At 64.1% G+C, this 15184-nt stretch carries 16 protein-coding genes; 8 read left to right on the top strand and 8 right to left on the bottom strand.

Annotated elements, in window-relative coordinates; genetic code table 11:
• Positions 1–112: 112 nt before the first annotated feature.
• Positions 113–727, top strand: coding sequence for an NAD(P)H-dependent oxidoreductase (locus tag AC07Y9_RS26075; RefSeq protein WP_087088131.1), 615 nt, complete (start codon positions 113–115; stop codon positions 725–727).
• Between the two features lie 53 nt (positions 728–780).
• On the opposite strand, the gene AC07Y9_RS26070 is transcribed toward AC07Y9_RS26075, so the two are convergent.
• Together AC07Y9_RS26070 and ppnN are read right to left on the bottom strand one after the other, a co-directional pair.
• Positions 781–1098, bottom strand: coding sequence for a DUF2388 domain-containing protein (locus AC07Y9_RS26070; RefSeq protein ID WP_007924983.1), 318 nt, complete (start codon positions 1096–1098; stop codon positions 781–783).
• A 168-nt stretch (positions 1099–1266) separates the two neighbouring features.
• On the bottom strand, positions 1267–2640 hold the full coding sequence (ppnN, locus tag AC07Y9_RS26065) for a nucleotide 5'-monophosphate nucleosidase PpnN (RefSeq protein ID WP_007924984.1): 1374 nt from the start codon (positions 2638–2640) through the stop codon (positions 1267–1269).
• Positions 2641–2916: 276 nt separating this feature from the next.
• On the opposite strand from ppnN, the gene AC07Y9_RS26060 reads away from it, so the two are divergent.
• Both AC07Y9_RS26060 and AC07Y9_RS26055 read left to right on the top strand, forming a co-directional pair.
• Entirely contained in the window at positions 2917–3327 is a 411-nt protein-coding gene (locus tag AC07Y9_RS26060) for a hypothetical protein (protein ID WP_102680613.1), read from the top strand.
• Between the two features lie 218 nt (positions 3328–3545).
• Complete coding sequence (locus AC07Y9_RS26055; protein ID WP_053260634.1) at positions 3546–3953, top strand: response regulator; 408 nt, start codon at positions 3546–3548, stop codon at positions 3951–3953.
• Positions 3954–4048: 95 nt separating this feature from the next.
• Here the strand turns inward: AC07Y9_RS26055 and AC07Y9_RS26050 are convergent, their stop codons facing one another.
• Positions 4049–4918, bottom strand: coding sequence for an isocitrate lyase/PEP mutase family protein (locus AC07Y9_RS26050; protein ID WP_009043268.1), 870 nt, complete (start codon positions 4916–4918; stop codon positions 4049–4051).
• 504 nt (positions 4919–5422) lie between these two features.
• Between AC07Y9_RS26050 and AC07Y9_RS26045 the strand changes: the two genes are divergently transcribed.
• Positions 5423–5962 (top strand): DUF4174 domain-containing protein, encoded by a 540-nt coding sequence (locus AC07Y9_RS26045; RefSeq protein ID WP_009043269.1) that lies wholly within the window; start codon positions 5423–5425, stop codon positions 5960–5962.
• 141 nt (positions 5963–6103) lie between these two features.
• Here the strand turns inward: AC07Y9_RS26045 and AC07Y9_RS26040 are convergent, their stop codons facing one another.
• A complete protein-coding gene (locus AC07Y9_RS26040; protein WP_102680614.1) occupies positions 6104–7327 on the bottom strand; it encodes an acetylornithine transaminase in 1224 nt (407 codons plus the stop codon).
• A gap of 101 nt (positions 7328–7428) precedes the next feature.
• On the opposite strand from AC07Y9_RS26040, the gene AC07Y9_RS26035 reads away from it, so the two are divergent.
• The gene (locus AC07Y9_RS26035) at positions 7429–8331 is read left to right on the top strand and encodes a LysR family transcriptional regulator (RefSeq protein ID WP_092418441.1); all 903 of its coding nucleotides are present in this window, start codon (positions 7429–7431) and stop codon (positions 8329–8331) included.
• 75 nt (positions 8332–8406) lie between these two features.
• On the opposite strand, the gene AC07Y9_RS26030 is transcribed toward AC07Y9_RS26035, so the two are convergent.
• The 4 genes from AC07Y9_RS26030 to AC07Y9_RS26015 all read right to left on the bottom strand — a co-directional run bounded on the left by AC07Y9_RS26030 (position 8407) and on the right by AC07Y9_RS26015 (position 12213).
• Entirely contained in the window at positions 8407–10230 is a 1824-nt protein-coding gene (locus AC07Y9_RS26030) for a flavin monoamine oxidase family protein (RefSeq protein WP_102680615.1), read from the bottom strand.
• Positions 10231–10443: 213 nt separating this feature from the next.
• Positions 10444–10950 (bottom strand): NUDIX hydrolase, encoded by a 507-nt coding sequence (locus AC07Y9_RS26025; RefSeq protein WP_007924995.1) that lies wholly within the window; start codon positions 10948–10950, stop codon positions 10444–10446.
• 8 nt (positions 10951–10958) lie between these two features.
• Entirely contained in the window at positions 10959–11666 is a 708-nt protein-coding gene (locus AC07Y9_RS26020) for an NUDIX hydrolase (protein ID WP_102680616.1), read from the bottom strand.
• A gap of 1 nt (position 11667) precedes the next feature.
• Positions 11668–12213 (bottom strand): adenylyltransferase/cytidyltransferase family protein, encoded by a 546-nt coding sequence (locus tag AC07Y9_RS26015; protein WP_053260639.1) that lies wholly within the window; start codon positions 12211–12213, stop codon positions 11668–11670.
• A 185-nt stretch (positions 12214–12398) separates the two neighbouring features.
• Between AC07Y9_RS26015 and AC07Y9_RS26010 the strand changes: the two genes are divergently transcribed.
• The 3 genes from AC07Y9_RS26010 to nadE are packed head-to-tail and all read left to right on the top strand — an operon-like array spanning position 12399 to position 15114.
• Entirely contained in the window at positions 12399–13046 is a 648-nt protein-coding gene (locus AC07Y9_RS26010) for a nicotinamidase (protein ID WP_085530483.1), read from the top strand.
• A 9-nt stretch (positions 13047–13055) separates the two neighbouring features.
• On the top strand, positions 13056–14285 hold the full coding sequence (gene pncB, locus AC07Y9_RS26005) for a nicotinate phosphoribosyltransferase (RefSeq protein WP_102680617.1): 1230 nt from the start codon (positions 13056–13058) through the stop codon (positions 14283–14285).
• A gap of 1 nt (position 14286) precedes the next feature.
• Positions 14287–15114 (top strand): NAD(+) synthase, encoded by an 828-nt coding sequence (gene nadE / locus AC07Y9_RS26000; RefSeq protein ID WP_102680618.1) that lies wholly within the window; start codon positions 14287–14289, stop codon positions 15112–15114.
• Positions 15115–15184: the final 70 nt, after the last annotated feature.

Here is a 15184-nt window from a genome sequence, read left to right as displayed (position 1 = left end):
CTTGACATGCTTATATACCAAAAGTAACTTACTGTTCGTAACTTACCAAAAGTATATAGGGCCTGGTTGCCGCCCTCAATCCAATTTGCCTCTATCGGCAGGAGTCTTCGCCATGCATGCGCTTATCGTTGTCGCCCACCATGATCCTCGCTCCCTCAGCCACAGCCTGGCGGCCCAGGTCGCCGAGGGGCTGGGGCCGTCCCACTCGTTCGAGATCGCCGACCTGTTCGCCGAGGCGTTCGACCCACGCTTCAACGTCGCCGACCACGCGGTCCATCGCCGGCAGGAACAGCCCCCGGCCGACGTGCTGGCCGAGCAGGCGCGCATCGACCGCGCCGATGCGCTGGTGCTGGTCTATCCGGTGTACTGGTGGTCGATGCCGGCGCTGCTCAAGGGCTGGATCGACCGGGTGTTCGCCAACGGCTGGGCATTCGATTTCAACCTCGAAGCCAATCGCTTTGAGAAGAAACTCGGGCATCTGCGGGTGCATCTGCTCGGCGTCGGTGGGGCCGATGCCGGCACCTACGGGCGCCACGGCTACGAGGCGGCGATGAAGACCCAGATCGACCATGGGATCTTCGACTACTGCGGGGCGCGGGTGCTGACCTCGGAGCTGCTGCTGGAATCGGAAAGCCAGGATCCGGCGCTGCATCTGCACACGGCCCGGGTCATCGGTCGCGATCTGTTCAGTCGCGCCAGCGCCGCCGCGGCGGTTCAGGCGGGATGAGGGGATAAGGCTCCGCGACGTCCCGGTCGCGGAGCGCAGGACGGCTTCGGCCGTCAGTGCCCGGCGGGCTGCGCCTGTTGAGTGAGGATGGCCCTGGCCAGTTCTTCATCGCTGGCATTGAGGCCTGGGTTTTCCTGGCGGATTTTCTGCAGCACCGACTCCAGGTAGACGCCACGGATGGCGCCACCGCTGGCGACGAAGCTGGAGGCGTCGTCTCGGGCGGGAATCACCATCTTGTCGTCCTTGAAGGTCGAGTACAGCGAGGCGGAAACCCCTGCGGAGGTGGCGACATCACCCGCATCGACACGGGCCATGGCTGAACCTGCGGGCAGACAGAGCAACAACGAAGAAACGAGTAATAGGCGGCGCATGAGGGCGTCCTCCGACAGCGTGAAGCGAAAAGGAAGTACTACACAATCTAGGATGCGCGGCACTGCCCGGGAGTTCCCTGGGCGCTCGCGGTGGCCGCTGGCCGGGCGTTTTCTGTGGGGCAGCCAGCAGCCCCCGGCATTGCACCGGGGGCTGTGATCACTGGGCTGTCAGCTCACGACCCGGTAGCACGGCACATAGGCCGCGCCGCCCGGCAGTTTCATCCGGTGCTGCTGGACGAAGGATTTGAGCAGGTGATCCAGCGGCTGCATGATCGCGGTGTCGCCGTGGATTTCGTACGGGCCGTGCTTCTCGATCAGGCGGATGCCCTTGTCCTTGACGTTGCCGGCGACGATGCCGGAGAACGCGCGACGCAGGTTGGCCGCCAGCTCGTGGGACGGCAGTGCGCGGTCCAGTTGCAGGCTGGCCATGTTGGCGTGGGTCGGGTCGAACGGACGCTGGAAGCCTTCATCGATTTTCAGCAGCCAGTTGAAGTGGAAGGCGTCGTTGCGTTCGCGGCGGAACTGCTTGACCTCCTTGAGCCCCTCGGTCATCTGCCGGGCGACCTCGGCCGGGTCGTCGATGATGATCTGGTACAGGCTGTGGGCCGCATCGCCCAGGGTCGCGCCGACGAAGGCGTGCAGTTGCTCCAGGTAGGGCGCGGCGCTTTTCGGCCCGGTGAGGATCACCGGGAACGGCAGCTCGCGGTTGTCCGGGTGCATGAGGATACCCAGCAGGTACAGGAACTCCTCGGCGGTCCCTGCGCCGCCCGGGAAGATGATGATGCCGTGGCCGACGCGGACGAAGGCTTCCAGGCGCTTCTCGATGTCCGGCAGGATTACCAGTTCGTTGACGATCGGATTCGGCGCCTCGGCGGCGATGATGCCCGGCTCGGTGAGTCCCAGGTAACGGCTGCCGCTCATGCGCTGCTTGGCATGGGCGATGGTCGCGCCCTTCATCGGGCCTTTCATCACGCCCGGGCCGCAGCCGGTGCAGACATCCAGTTTGCGCAGGCCCAGCTCATGGCCGACCTTCTTGGTGTACTGGTATTCCTCGGTGCTGATCGAGTGGCCGCCCCAGCACACCACCATCTTCGGTTCCACGCCCGGGCGCAGGGTGCGGGCGTTGCGCAGCAGGTGGAAGACGTAGTCGGTGATGCCCTGGGAGCTCTCCAGGTCGATGCGCTGGCTGGCCAGTTCGCTTTCGGTGTAGACGATGTCGCGCAGGGCGCTGAACAGCATTTCCCGGGTGCTGGCGATCATCTCGCCATCGACGAAGGCATCGGCCGGGGCGTTCAGCAGTTCCAGGCGCACGCCGCGGTCCTGCTGGTGGATGCGGACTTCGAAATCCTTGTAGGCGTCGAGGATGGTCTTGGCGTTATCGACATGGGCGCCGGTGTTGAGGATGGCCAGGGCGCACTGGCGGAACAGGGCATAGATGCTGCCGGAACCGGCTTCGCTGAGTTGTTGCACTTCACGTTGGGACAAAGTCTCCAGGCTGCCTTTGGGGCTGACCGAAGCGTTGATGACGTGTCTTGAATGCATTCTGGATTCCTTGAAAGCGAGACCACCGGCCCCTGCGGGCCCATGGCTTAAGAATAGTGAGCGGCGGGCGGGACGCCGGGAAAAACATTCTCCCGGGCTTCACCACGCGAAGGCAAACGGGGCCACTGGAACGTGCGGCGCGTCCGCCACGCTACTTTCTCACAGCTGGTGGTCCGAAGCGAAAGCGGCGTGCATCGCCCTTGGCTATGCTCAGCCCAGTTACCCATAGGGCTGGGGAGCGCAACCCCAGGCCAACAGCATCGGACGGCGGCAACCATGAGCATTCCTTCACAGATCCGCCCCATCGAGGTACCAGCCAACCAGTCCTGTATCACCAGTGAGTTCGAAATCGAAGCCGGGCATCGCTACCGCTTCCTGGTGGAAGGCCTGTGGGCCGATGCCTCGGACCCGCCGACCAAGCCCGAGGGCGTGGCGCACCCAGGCGGCATCCGCGAGGGCTTCGGCTGGGCCAAGCGCTTGCCCGAAGCGGCCTGGATGGCGCTGCTGGTACGGACCAAGGGCCCGGCGGGCCAGTCGCCCTGGCGCCTGCTCGGGCGCGGCGACGGCGTCTGGTCGGACCTGCCGCCGGGGCGCCTGCAGTTCTGCGCCAACGACGTGCCCGGCTTCTACCGGAACAACTCAGGGAAGATGGACGTCAGGGTGATCGATGTCACCCGGGGTGGCTAGCGGGGCTCTTGGCGGGTGCGCAGAGCGGCTTTGGGGCAGGTGTGGGAGCAAGGCGCCTCTGGCGGTGATCCCGCTGCCGCCGGCGCAACCGGCGGTGCGTGCGCGGTCTTGCCCAGCACCTCGGCAGGCCGAGTGAATTTATCGGCCAGGCGCTGCTCATAACTCTAAATGGCGTAATCGCGCCAGGGTTGTGTACGTAGTCAGGGAGCGGCATCCACATGAGCCCAGTTTCATCTGTCAATCCAGGCCAGCCTTGTCGTCTGCTGTTAGTGGTCGAGGACGAGCCGATGATCCTGGAGTTCCTCTGCGAGATCCTGCAGGACGAGGGCTTCGCCACCCAGGCCATGCCTCGCGCGGATGAGGCGCTGCAGTTCCTGGAAAGCCACCCGGACCAGGTGCGTCTGCTGCTGACCGATATCAATATGCCGGGCACCTTGAACGGCGCGGGCCTGGCCAATCGGGTGCGCGAGTGCTGGCCGGAAATGCCGGTGCTGGTGATGTCCGGTTATGAGACGCCGCAGAGTTCCGGCATCCGCTATCCGGTGTCGTTCATCCGCAAACCCTGGACCATCGGGCAGATCCTCGACAGTGTCGACGAGGCGTTGAACAAGGCGGGGAATAGGTAGTTGGGCGGGGCGCTGGCGAGATGAGGAGCGAAGCGGCTTTCGACCACCCAGGACCTCGGGTCCTCGGTGATCGCAAGGGAGGGTGAGCTAGCGGCTCACTCTTTGACGCTCATGAACTCTTTGGCCCAGACGATGTACTCCTCGGGCTGGGTGTAGGTGTGGGCCAGCTCGGTGGCGCTGAGGTCCGAGGCCTGGGTGAAGATCTGCCGCTGTTCGCGCAGGCAATCGTAGGTGGCCTTGATCGCCGCGAAGTACGCCGCGTGGCCGTCGACGATGATCTTCGCGCCCAGTTGCGCCAGGCGCGCATCGTCGCGCAGCGCCGGGTTGCCGTAGGTCACCAGCATCAAGGGGACCGACAGGTGCTCGGAGATCTGCTCCAGCTGCTCGAAATCCTTGATCCCGACCATGCAGATGCCGTCGGCGCCGGCGCGCTCGTATTGCTGGGTGCGGCTGATGATTTCCTGGATCGGCAGGATGGCCGCGTTGGTCCGGGCGATGATCGCCAGTTCCGGGTCGACCCGCGCTTCCAGGGCCGCGCGGATCTTGCCCACGCCTTCGGCGACCGAGATCAGGTCGGTGGACTTGCGCCCGAACTGGGCCGGCAGCAGGGTGTCTTCGATGGTCAGGGCGGCGACGCCGGCGCGCTCCAGTTCGACCACGGTGCGCATCACGTTGAGGGCGTTGCCGTAGCCATGGTCGGCGTCGGCGATCACCGGCAGCTGGGCGACGCGGCCGATGCGGGTGGCCTGCTCGGCGAATTCGCTCAGGGTGATCAGGGCGAAGTCAGGCGCGGCCAGTACCTGCAGCGAGGCGACGGAGCCGCCGAGAATGCCCACTTCGAACCCCAGGTCGGCGGCGATCCGCGCCGACATCGGGTCGAATACGGAGGCGGTGTGAAAGCAGGAGTCTGAAGCGATCAACTCGCGAAAACTACGGCGTAAATCTTGATGAGACAGCCTGGACATACGAACTCCCGGAAGGAGGTAAAAGAGATGCCGACGATAGCGTCGAGTCAAAAATGCAATCGGTCGTCCAGCGCGCCTGTGTAGAAGGGTCGCTGCGAAAACCTGGGCAGATGAAGACGAAGCAAGCAGGTGTGAAACGGCGGGTGACGCCGCACCGGATGGAAAAAGCCAGGCGGGCGCTCTTGTTATGGCCGGGATGAAGGCTATCACGCCGCCGCGGCGAAAATGATGACGAATTCGTATGGGCCCATGCCAGAACGGCATAGGCCATGCCGGTTGTCATGGGCGCCAAGGCGGGTCGACCATGCCGAACAAGAAGGTTCGGTTATCACTGGCATTTATGGGAGCGTCGATCTGTAGCGGCGAGGACGAGAGTACGCAGCGCTTGTCGCAACGCCTCGAGCCAGGGGAAAGGCTCAATAAAATGTCAGAATTTGAGTCCGGGTCTGGACCTTTTCCCCTGATGCGCAATCATTAGGACGTGGATACCCAAAGGAGAGACGCATGTTCATTCGGTCATTGACCCTCGCAACGCTGCTCGCTGTCGTCGGCCCCGCAATGGCGGCCGACAACGAAGGCCCTCTGGCCCAGGATCAGGGCAAGGCGCGCCCACTGATCGTCATCGCTCCCAGCACCGTGGACCCGACCCTGGTGGCGCTGAAGAAGTCCCTCGACGAGCCGGCCAACCGCCAGGCCTTCAGCGAACGCAACATGGTGCTCTACACGGTGATCAACACCATCGGCCAGCGCGACGGCAAGGACCTGGACCCGCAATCGACCATGGCGTTGATCCGCAGCCTGAAGCTCGGCGCCGGGGCGCAGACCAAGGTGATCCTGGTGGGCAAGGACGGCGAGAAGAAGCTCGAGCATTCCGGGGCCATCGAACTCAAGGAAGTCTTCAGCACCATCGACCAACTGCCGGCGGCGGAAAAGGAAGCCGTTGCGCCGACGTTAGCGCCGGTCTCGGAAGTCAAGGCGGCCCACGCCGGCAAGGCCGCCAAATCGGGCAAGCCTGCGGCGCCACCCAAGCCGCTGGACGACTGAGTCTGGCCATCACCGTTTCCTGATAGCGCATCGCGAGCAAGCTCGCTCCTACAGAAACATACAGGCTCCTGTAGGAGCGAGCTTGCTCGCGATGGCGTTCGAACTCACCTCGCCTGAGCTCATCTGACCAGCAGACATCGGTCACGACACTGCCAGCATTTCTGCCTCTTTTGCTGCACCGCCATCACCTTCAGTGCTTTGCAGCGTCCGGCTGACCCCGCGCACGATCATCTCGACTTCCCGTTCATCGATGATCAGCGGCGGCAGCAGGCGGATGGTGGTACCGCGGGTCACGTTGATCAACAGTCCGTGATCCTGCGCCGCCCGTAGCGCCAGCTCGCGCTGCGGGGCTTTGAGTTCGATGCCGATCATCAAGCCCAGGCCGCGCACCTGCAGGACCTGCGGGTGATCCGCCAGTTCCACCCGCAAGCGTTGCAACAGGTGCTCGCCCTGGCGCCTGGCGTTGGCCAGCAGGCCTTGTTCCTCGATGATCTCCAGCACCGTGCAGGCCACCCGGCAGGCCAGCGGGTTGCCGCCGAAGGTGCTGCCGTGGCTGCCGGGGGTGAACAGCTGCGCGGCCTTGCCCCGGGCCAGGCAGGCGCCGATGGGGAGGCCGTTGCCCAGGCCCTTGGCCAGGGTCATCACATCCGGGACCACACCCTCGTGCTGGCAGGCGAACCACTGGCCGGTGCGGCCGATGCCGGTCTGGATCTCGTCGAGCATCAGCAGCCAGTTGCGCCGGCTGCACAGTTCGCGCAGGGCCTTCAGGTAGCCGGGCGGGGCCAGGCGGATACCGCTTTCGCCCTGGATCGGCTCCATCAGCACCGCGGCGATACGCGGGCCGTAGGCCTGCGCGGCTCGCTCCAGGGCGGCCAGGTCGCCGAAGGGCAGCTTGAGGAAATCCCCGGGCAGCGAGTTGAGGCCCAGGCGCACCGCCGGCCCGTCGCTGGCCGCCAGGGTGCCCAGGGTACGGCCGTGGAAGGCGTTCTCCATGACAATCACCAGCGGCCGCTCGATACCTTTGTGCCAGCCGTGCAGCCGTGCCAGCTTCAGCGCGGTCTCGTTGGCTTCGGCGCCGGAGTTGTTGAAGAACGCCCGGTCCATGCCAGCCAGTTGGGTCAGCCGCTGCGCCAGCCGCTGTTGCCAATCGATGCTGTACAGGTTGGAGGTGTGCAGCAGCAGGCCGGCCTGTTCGCGGATGACGCTGACCAGTTTGGGATGGGAATGGCCGATGCCTGTCACCGCCACACCGGCCACCGCGTCCAGGTATTCGCGGCCGGCCTGGTCCCAGAGGCGGGTGCCCAGGCCGTGGGTGAAGCTCAGGGGCAGCGGTTGATAGGTGCTCATCAGGCAGGTGGCGGTCATGACGGGTCGCTCCATCGAGTGGGGTGTGCTGGCAGTATCGTTAGCCACCTGAGCTAGATAAACTCGTCAATTCTTTAATCATCTTCAAGTCAGGGTTGATAATGGATCTGTTCCAGGCGATGACGGTGTACGTGAAGGTGGTGGAGGCGGGGAACATGACCGCCGCCGCCCGTGAGTGCGGCCTGTCCACCACCATGGTCGGCAATCACCTGCGGGCCCTGGAGCAGCGCCTCGGGGTCAGCCTGCTCAGCCGCACCACAAGGCGCCAGCGCCTGACCGAGTTCGGCGCCGAGTATTACCAGCGTTGCCTGGCGGTGCTGGGGCTGGTGGCGGACTCCGAGCGCATGGCGGAACAGGTCCAGGGCGAGCCGTCCGGCACCCTGCGCATCACCGCGCCGCTGACCTTCGGCACCGAGCGCCTGGCACCGGCGCTGAGCGAATTCCAGCAGCGCTGCCCGCAGGTCAAGGTGGAGCTGACCCTGGCCAACCAGCGCTTCGATTTGATCGATGGCGCCTTCGACGTGGCTTTTCGCCTGGGCAACCTGGACACCACGTCGCTGATCGCCCGGCCCCTGGAGGACTACACCCTGACCATCTGCGCCGCGCCGGACTACCTGGAGCGCTGCGGTACGCCGCAAGTCCCGGAGGACCTGCAACACCACAACTGCCTGGCGTTCGCCTATCCGGCCGGTGACGAGTGGAGCTCAACCGCCACCCAGTGGCCGTTGCGCGGGCCCGAGGGGGACGTACTGATTCCGGTGTCCGGTTCGTTGCTGACCAACACTTCGTCCGGCCTGCACCGTGCGGCGCGGGGTGGCCTGGGGGTGGTGATGATGCCCGATGCCCTGGTGGAGGAGGACCTGCAACAGGGGCGGCTGGTGCCTGTGTTGCAGGACTATCAATTGCCCTTGCGGGCGATGCACCTGCTGTACGCCCAGGACCGTTACCGCCTGCCCAAGCTGCGCAGCTTCGTCGAATTCGCCTTGGAGAAATGGGGGCGCTAAGCAGCGTCAGGTCATGAAACAAAGACCCCGTCGTGCCGGTCTGGCAGCGACGGGGTCGGGTTCACGCAGGTTCGGTCAAGCCAGTTCGACAGGCTTCAGGCTGTCCCAGGACTCCACCGGCCCCGGATTGTTTGGTTGGCTGCCGCCGCCAAAGCAGACCGCCAGTTTGTTCAGCGCATTGATCGCAGTGGTGACCGCGCCTTCGGCCCAGCCGGCGGTCCAGGACACATCGTCGCCCGCCAGGATGAAGCGATCGGGATTGTCCGTGCCGATGCCGCTCATGAACTGGGAAAAGATCCGCCGCTGATATTCGTACTGCCCCGGCAGGTTCATCTTGAAGGCGCCCAGGTACAGCGGCTGGTCCTCCCAGTTGTGCTCCACGAACGCATTGACCGTGCTGTATTGCTCGTTGAGCTTGATATCCGGGTAGAGGTTGTCCAGCAGGTTGGTGCATAGGTCGACATGCTGCGGCAGCGGCGCGGGGCGGTCGCCGAGGAACTTCAGGGCGTCGTCGTTCCAGGTGTAGGACAGGAAGATCCCGCTGCCCTTGTATTTGCCCTTGCTGGCCGAGTAGTCCACCAGGTAGGTGCCGCGGGTCAGGCGGTCGGACAGGGTGATGCTCATCTTGCGTTGCTCACCCTCTGCCACCGGGTCGTTCCAGAACGGGCGCTGGGTGGCGGCGAAAATCTTCGCCGACTGCATGTAGTGGGTGTACATGATGGCTTCCCAGGTATCGATGGACAGCAGGCTGTCCATGGCGGGAAGGCTTTGCGGGTTTCCTGAGTAGCGCAGTTTGTCGAGGATCCGCACATGCGGGGTGTAGATGACGCTGGGGAAGTTGTGTTGCCGGGTCAGTTGGGTGCGGGTATCGGTGATGGAGACGCGGAAGGAGCCGTCCCGCTGGCGTTCGATGTGTCGAACCTCCTGGTGGAACGGGTCGGCGAATACCTCGCGCGCCAGGGTTTCGACCGTGGTTTCCGCGGACCAATGCTTCATCGTGTCGCCCAGCTCTTGCGGGGTCTTCGACCAAAGCCGTTGCGGCAGGCTGGAGGAGCCGTCGAACATCAGTTGGTGGTCGGCATCCAGGCCGGTGTACAGCACGCGCAGCAGTTCGAGGATGCTGTTCGGGTAGTCGGTGTTCCAGCCGCCGGTGCCGAAGCCGATCTGGCCGAACAGGTCGATATCGGCCTTGCTCCAGCCGGAGTTTTCCAGGAGCGCGGCGTAGAAGCTGACATCGTCGCCACTGGTGCCGGTCGCGGGGTTGACGATGGCATTCCACAGCTTCTTGATCGTCTGTTGACTGATGGAGCCTTCGGTCATGGCCCTTTCCATGGCGGTGAAATCGTAGGTTTCCAGGAAGTTATCGAAGAACTGGTTTTCCAGGTCGGTGTATTCCGGTGGTTTTTCAAAGCACGGGCGGCCGTCAACTTCGTAGTAGACTTTTTTCCCGCGGTAATCGACCACGGTGCTGATCGCCGCGGCGGTGCCCGGGTTGGGAAAGTCCGCCGAGTTGTCGGTCATGCCGACCTTTCGGAAGTAGTGGAACAGCGCCTTGCCGGACACCGGAAAGCGCATCGCACCCAGTTCGCAGAGCACCTCGTTGTCTGGGTCGCCCTGGACCTTGGAGTAGAGCCGCCCGCCGATGCGCTCGGAGGCTTCGACCACCACCGGGTGCAGGCCCATGCGCATGGCCTCATAGGCGGCGACCAGGCCGGCGACGCCGGCACCGACGATCAGCACCTGTTTCCCGTAGTTCTCCGGGGCGACATGGCCCAGGGGGCTGCCCTGTGCTTTCTGCAGAAAGTCGGCGTAGTGAAAGGGGAAGTCCGGAATCAGCGCGGTGACGTCCTTGTTCATGCGCAGGGGAGAGCGGTTGGTTCTTGAAGGAATCGCAGACATGGGGTTTCTCCTTGAAAGTCATTTCCATGTGTTTCCACTTGCTCGATGGCTCTAAATCAATAGTCGCCAGAGGTCTAAGCCTAGAACAGATTCCGCGGTGCATAGGGGCGGGCGGGGTTTATGCCCGTGCGGGGCAGCAACGCAAGGGCGTGAGAGGAAGATTTGATGCCCGATGCCCTGGTGCCGGAGGACCGGCAGCAGGGCTGGCTGGCGTCAGGCCGACTCGCTGGCCAGCAGCATCATCGCCGCCGACAAAGTGTGGCCGTCGGTGATCCGGCCGGTGGCGATCATCGTCATCAATTCCTGGCGACTGACCCACAGCAGATGATCCACTTCACCATCGGTGGCGGCGGCCTGTTGCTCGGCAATCTGCACCTGACACACCGCCACCGCGCTGGCGATCAGCGACGTGTTGCTGTGCAGCAGGCCCAGTTCGCGAACGTGCGACGCCTGCCAGCCGGTTTCCTCCAGCAATTCGCGGGCCGCGGCGTCAACAGCACTTTCCCCGGCATCGATGGCGCCGCGGGGAAACTCGATGGACTGGCCGCCGATGGCCCGCCGCTTGAGGTTGACCAGCATCAGCCGGCCATCGGCCAGGGTCGGCACGGCCACCACGCCGTTCACCGCCCGGGGTTCCTTGATGATGAAGTAGCCCTGCTCACGGACCACCTTGAAATACGGGGTTTCCAGCAGGCACTGGTTGTCGGCGATGGAACTCATGGGGGGTATCACTCCAGAAAACAGCGATCGAACAGGTACAGCTCGGCGGGCTTGAGATTTTCCACTGTGGCTTGCGGCCGGCCGCCGTCGCCGCTTTTCTTGCGTCCGGTTTCGCGCAGGTAACCGGCTTCGCTCATCTTCAACAGGCGCTGGCGGATGCTGGTCTTGAGCACTGGCCGTTGCAGCACCAGGGAGAAGATGCTCACCGCTTCGGGGGCGCTGAACTCGCTGCCGAGAAACATCAACGGCAGGCTGCTGTACAGGGATTTGGAAAACAGCCGCTCGTGCACCTGGGCCACCAGGCTGTTGTGGTCGAAGGGCAGCTTGAAGCTGCCGCTGGCCACGTTGCCGAGGGTAAAGAAACCCTGCTGCGGGCCGGGCTCCACCGGCTCGCTGACGATCCCCAGGTAGAAGGTCGAGGACGACCAGCAGCGCGGGTCGCGAAAGGCGTCGCCGACCGTGCCCACCTGCTCCAGCCAGGCCAGGGGCATGTCCACCTTGCTGGAGCGCCGCAGCCGCTGCACCGCATCATTCAGGCTGCGGTCCTCGACATCGCCGTTGACCACGATGCCCGGCAGGGCCCAGTGCCCGGCGAAGGGCTCGCTGTCGCGTTGATGGAGGAGGATTTCCAGCTCGGAGCGTTCGCGGTTATAGCGCAGCAGGCACAGGTCGATGGTGTGCAGGTAGGCGCTGGGGGAGAGGGGGCGATCGGGCATATCAACTTCCGTGGACGGCGTAGAGGCCGTAGTTTAGCGGATTCATGCCCGGTGCCAGCCATTGGCTTGGCGGGGTTTCGCCGCGGGCCAGGCATTGGCGCAATACGCTGCTGCGCACCCCCGGTTGTTCTTCGATCCGCAGGATGGAAAAGCGCTGCAGCAACTCCTCGCCGCGATGGAATCCGGGCAACTGGCGCGCCACGTCTTCACCCACCACCAAGGCAATGCGCTTGCCGTCCAGAGCCAGGTCGTCCGCCAGCCGTTGCAGCAGGGTGTAGCTGTAGACCGGGGCGGGATCGGCCAGGCCCAGTTGCTGCTCCAGGCGGCTCACTGCCAGTTCGGCGGGGCACTCGGGTTGCAGATGCCGGGTGATGGCCTGCAACCAGTTCACCCGTTGCTCGAAGTCGGCCATGCGCTTGCCGTCCGGATGGCGAAAGCTGGGGGTCACCAGCACGCGCCGGGCGTGGCGGGCGGCTTCAAGCATGACCCGGGCGTGACCGGCGTGGGGCGGGTTGAAGGCACCGCCATAGAGGGCCAGTTCAAACATCTGTATCTCCTGCTTTGGTACATGACATGTACCTTATCATTGCTTGTGTGCGCAGGGAATTGGCATGTCATGCACTATTTATATTGTTTGATCTGGGTCGATGAAATAAAAAATAGAGCCGAAGAGGGGTTGCTCTTAAAGTACATGACATGTACTTTTAACTCCGTGCAAAGGAGAAAACCAGCATGAACAGCCAAACGATGAAGACCGCTTCCTTCGATGTCGATGCGCAAAAGAGCTTTACCCCGCTGTGCCCGGACGAGCTGCCCGTGGCCGAGGGCGACCGCATCGGTGGCGAGCTGAACTTCATGGCGACCCTGGCCAGCCTGCGCATCGGCAGCAAGGACGCCCACAGCCCCCAGGCCCCCTGGGTGGTGGCCGAGCCCGGGCAGATGCTCCAGCCCACCGGCCTGGAGCATGCCGACCTGACCTGGGTCAGCCACTGCGTACCGGGCACCGAAGGGTTCGCCCTGCTGGACGAATTGCCGACGCCCTATGACTACGACTACTTCGTGTGGAAGGGCGTGGAGCCGGACCTGCACCCCTATGGCGCCTGCTACCACGACCTGCACGGCAAGCTGTCCACCGGGGTCATCGAGTACCTCGACAGCCAGGGTGTGCAACGGGTCATCGTCGGCGGCCTGGCCCTGGATTTCTGTGTCAAGACCACCGCCCTGCAACTGGCCGCCGCTGGCTTCAAGGTGATCATCCATCTGCCGGCATGCCGCGCCATCAGCGCAGAGGGCGCCACCCAGGCGATCGACGAGATGCAACAAGCGGGTATCGCGGTGGCCGCGACCCGCGAAGAAACCGCCAGATTGGCCAGTGCCTGAGGAGTCACTATGGAAAGTGCATTTGACCGTAACAATGGCGTGATCCAGGGCCTGCTGGACACCGACTACTACACCTTCACCATGATGCAGGCGGTGCTGCACCAGCACCCCAATGTCGATGTGGAGTACCAGTTCATCGTCCGCTCCAGAGAGTCCCTCGTGCATCTGATCCCGGAGATCCGCCAGGAACTGGAAAAGCTCGCCAGCCTGCAGATGCGCGAAGGCGAACAGCGCTTTCTGTTCAACAAGCGTTTTCGCGAGTACCTGACCCCGGACTTCGAGCAGTTTCTCGGCCTGTTCCGTTTCAACCTGCGCTACATCCACGTGGCGGCGGTCGATGGCCAACTGAGCATTCGCGTCCGTGGCCCGATGTTGCACTGCATCATGTTCGAACAGCCGGTGCTGGCCATGGTCAGTGAGTTGCGCAACCGCGACAGGTATCCGGAGGTGGAGCTTGCGGACGTCACCCGCCGGCTCTATCAGAAATTCGAATGGCTGGAGAACAACGCCAGCCGCGAAGAACTCGCCGAGCTGCGGGTCTCGGACTTCTCTACGCGTCGGCGCCTGTCGTTCAAGGCCCAGCGCGAGGTGGTGAAGATCATGCGCAGCGACTTCCCCGGGGTCTTCGTCGGCACCAGCAACGCCCACCTGGCCTACGAGTTCGACCTGCCGCTGATCGGCACCATGGCCCACCAGTGGCTGATGGTGCACCAGCAATTGGGACGGCTGCGGGAGAGCCAGAACACGGCCCTGGAAAACTGGGTGCGCGAATACCGCGGACGCCTGGGCATTGCCCTGACCGACTGCATCAGCACGGACTTCTTCCTCAAGGACTTCGACCTGTACTTCGCCAAGCTCTACGACGGCCTGCGCCAGGATTCCGGGGACCCGATTGCCTGGGCCGACAAGGTCCTGGCGTGTTACCGGGAACTGGGCATCGATCCACGGAGCAAGGACCTGATGTTCTCCGACGGCCTGAACTTCGAGAAATGCCTGCCGATCCTGCGTCACGTGCGTGGCCAGGCCCGGTTCGGTTTCGGCATGGGCACCAGCCTGGCCTGCGATGTCGAAGGCGTCGAGCCGCTGAGCATCGTGATGAAGCTGGTGCGAGTGCATGGCGAACCGGTGGTGAAGTTCTCCGATGACCCGATCAAGAACGTCTGCGAAGACCCGTCGTTCCTCAGGTACGCGGCGCAGGTGTTCAACGTCAACCTCAGTAACTCGCCCCTGGAGGCCTGATATGAGCAGCCAAACCCAAGAACGAATTGCCCGGGAGCTGGGCATCGATCGGCAACTGGCGCGCGGAGACGAAGCCGCGGAAATCGTCCGGCGCGTGGATTTCATCCAGCAGGTGTTGCGCGAGTCCGGCGGCCAGGCCCTGGTGCTGGGCATCAGCGGCGGCGTCGATTCCCTGACTGCCGGGCGCCTGTGCCAGCTGGCGGTGGAGCAGATGCGCGGGGCAGGGCACGACACCCGGTTTATCGCCATGCGCCTGCCCTATAAAAGCCAGGCTGACGAAAGCGATGCCCAGGCCTCCCTGGACTTTATCCGCCCGGACTCGGTCAGCACCTGCAACATTGCCGAGAGTGTCGACGGTCTGATGAGCCAGGTGCGAATCGAAGGCTTGCAGCCGTCGGCCGAACTGACCGATTTCGCCAAGAGCAACGTCAAGGCGCGGGCGCGGATGCTGGCGCAGTATGCGGTCGCCAACTTCAGCAACGGCCTGGTGGTGGGGACCGACCACGGTGCCGAGGCCCTGATGGGTTTTTTCACCAAGTACGGCGACGGTGCCTGCGACCTGGCTCCGCTGTCGGGCTTGACCAAGACCCAGGTGCGCGCGCTGGCCGAGGCGCTTGGCGCTCCCGGGCACCTGGTGCACAAGGCCCCCACGGCGGACCTTGAAGAACTAGCGCCGGGCAAACTGGACGAAACGGCTTATGGCTGCAGCTACGCCGAGATCGACGCCTACCTGATGGGCGAGCCGGTGTCCGATGCCGTGCGCCATCTGATCGAAACCGCCTACCACCGCACCGCCCACAAACGCGCCTTGCCGCGCACCCCTGCCTGACCCGCCTTGGCTTGCCGGCGATGGCGGTCTCAAGGATGCCATCGCGCGCAAGCTTCGTTCCTACGGGAGG

It is taken from the genome of Pseudomonas sp. GW456-L12 (assembly GCF_059424045.1).
Note: the sequence above shows the minus strand (reverse complement) of the source record. Positions and strands in the feature narration are given on the sequence as shown.

Coding starts and splice junctions, on each gene's coding strand:
- AC07Y9_RS26010 (WP_085530483.1), top strand. CDS start 12,399: ATGAACAGCCAAACGATGAAGACCGCTTCCTTCGATGTCGATGCGCAA.
- AC07Y9_RS26030 (WP_102680615.1), bottom strand. CDS start 10,230: ATGTCTGCGATTCCTTCAAGAACCAACCGCTCTCCCCTGCGCATGAAC.
- AC07Y9_RS26035 (WP_092418441.1), top strand. CDS start 7,429: ATGGATCTGTTCCAGGCGATGACGGTGTACGTGAAGGTGGTGGAGGCG.
- AC07Y9_RS26020 (WP_102680616.1), bottom strand. CDS start 11,666: ATGCCCGATCGCCCCCTCTCCCCCAGCGCCTACCTGCACACCATCGAC.
- AC07Y9_RS26070 (WP_007924983.1), bottom strand. CDS start 1,098: ATGCGCCGCCTATTACTCGTTTCTTCGTTGTTGCTCTGTCTGCCCGCA.
- AC07Y9_RS26045 (WP_009043269.1), top strand. CDS start 5,423: ATGTTCATTCGGTCATTGACCCTCGCAACGCTGCTCGCTGTCGTCGGC.
- AC07Y9_RS26055 (WP_053260634.1), top strand. CDS start 3,546: ATGAGCCCAGTTTCATCTGTCAATCCAGGCCAGCCTTGTCGTCTGCTG.
- AC07Y9_RS26025 (WP_007924995.1), bottom strand. CDS start 10,950: ATGAGTTCCATCGCCGACAACCAGTGCCTGCTGGAAACCCCGTATTTC.
- pncB (WP_102680617.1), top strand. CDS start 13,056: ATGGAAAGTGCATTTGACCGTAACAATGGCGTGATCCAGGGCCTGCTG.
- ppnN (WP_007924984.1), bottom strand. CDS start 2,640: ATGCATTCAAGACACGTCATCAACGCTTCGGTCAGCCCCAAAGGCAGC.
- AC07Y9_RS26040 (WP_102680614.1), bottom strand. CDS start 7,327: ATGACCGCCACCTGCCTGATGAGCACCTATCAACCGCTGCCCCTGAGC.
- AC07Y9_RS26050 (WP_009043268.1), bottom strand. CDS start 4,918: ATGTCCAGGCTGTCTCATCAAGATTTACGCCGTAGTTTTCGCGAGTTG.
- nadE (WP_102680618.1), top strand. CDS start 14,287: ATGAGCAGCCAAACCCAAGAACGAATTGCCCGGGAGCTGGGCATCGAT.
- AC07Y9_RS26060 (WP_102680613.1), top strand. CDS start 2,917: ATGAGCATTCCTTCACAGATCCGCCCCATCGAGGTACCAGCCAACCAG.
- AC07Y9_RS26015 (WP_053260639.1), bottom strand. CDS start 12,213: ATGTTTGAACTGGCCCTCTATGGCGGTGCCTTCAACCCGCCCCACGCC.
- AC07Y9_RS26075 (WP_087088131.1), top strand. CDS start 113: ATGCATGCGCTTATCGTTGTCGCCCACCATGATCCTCGCTCCCTCAGC.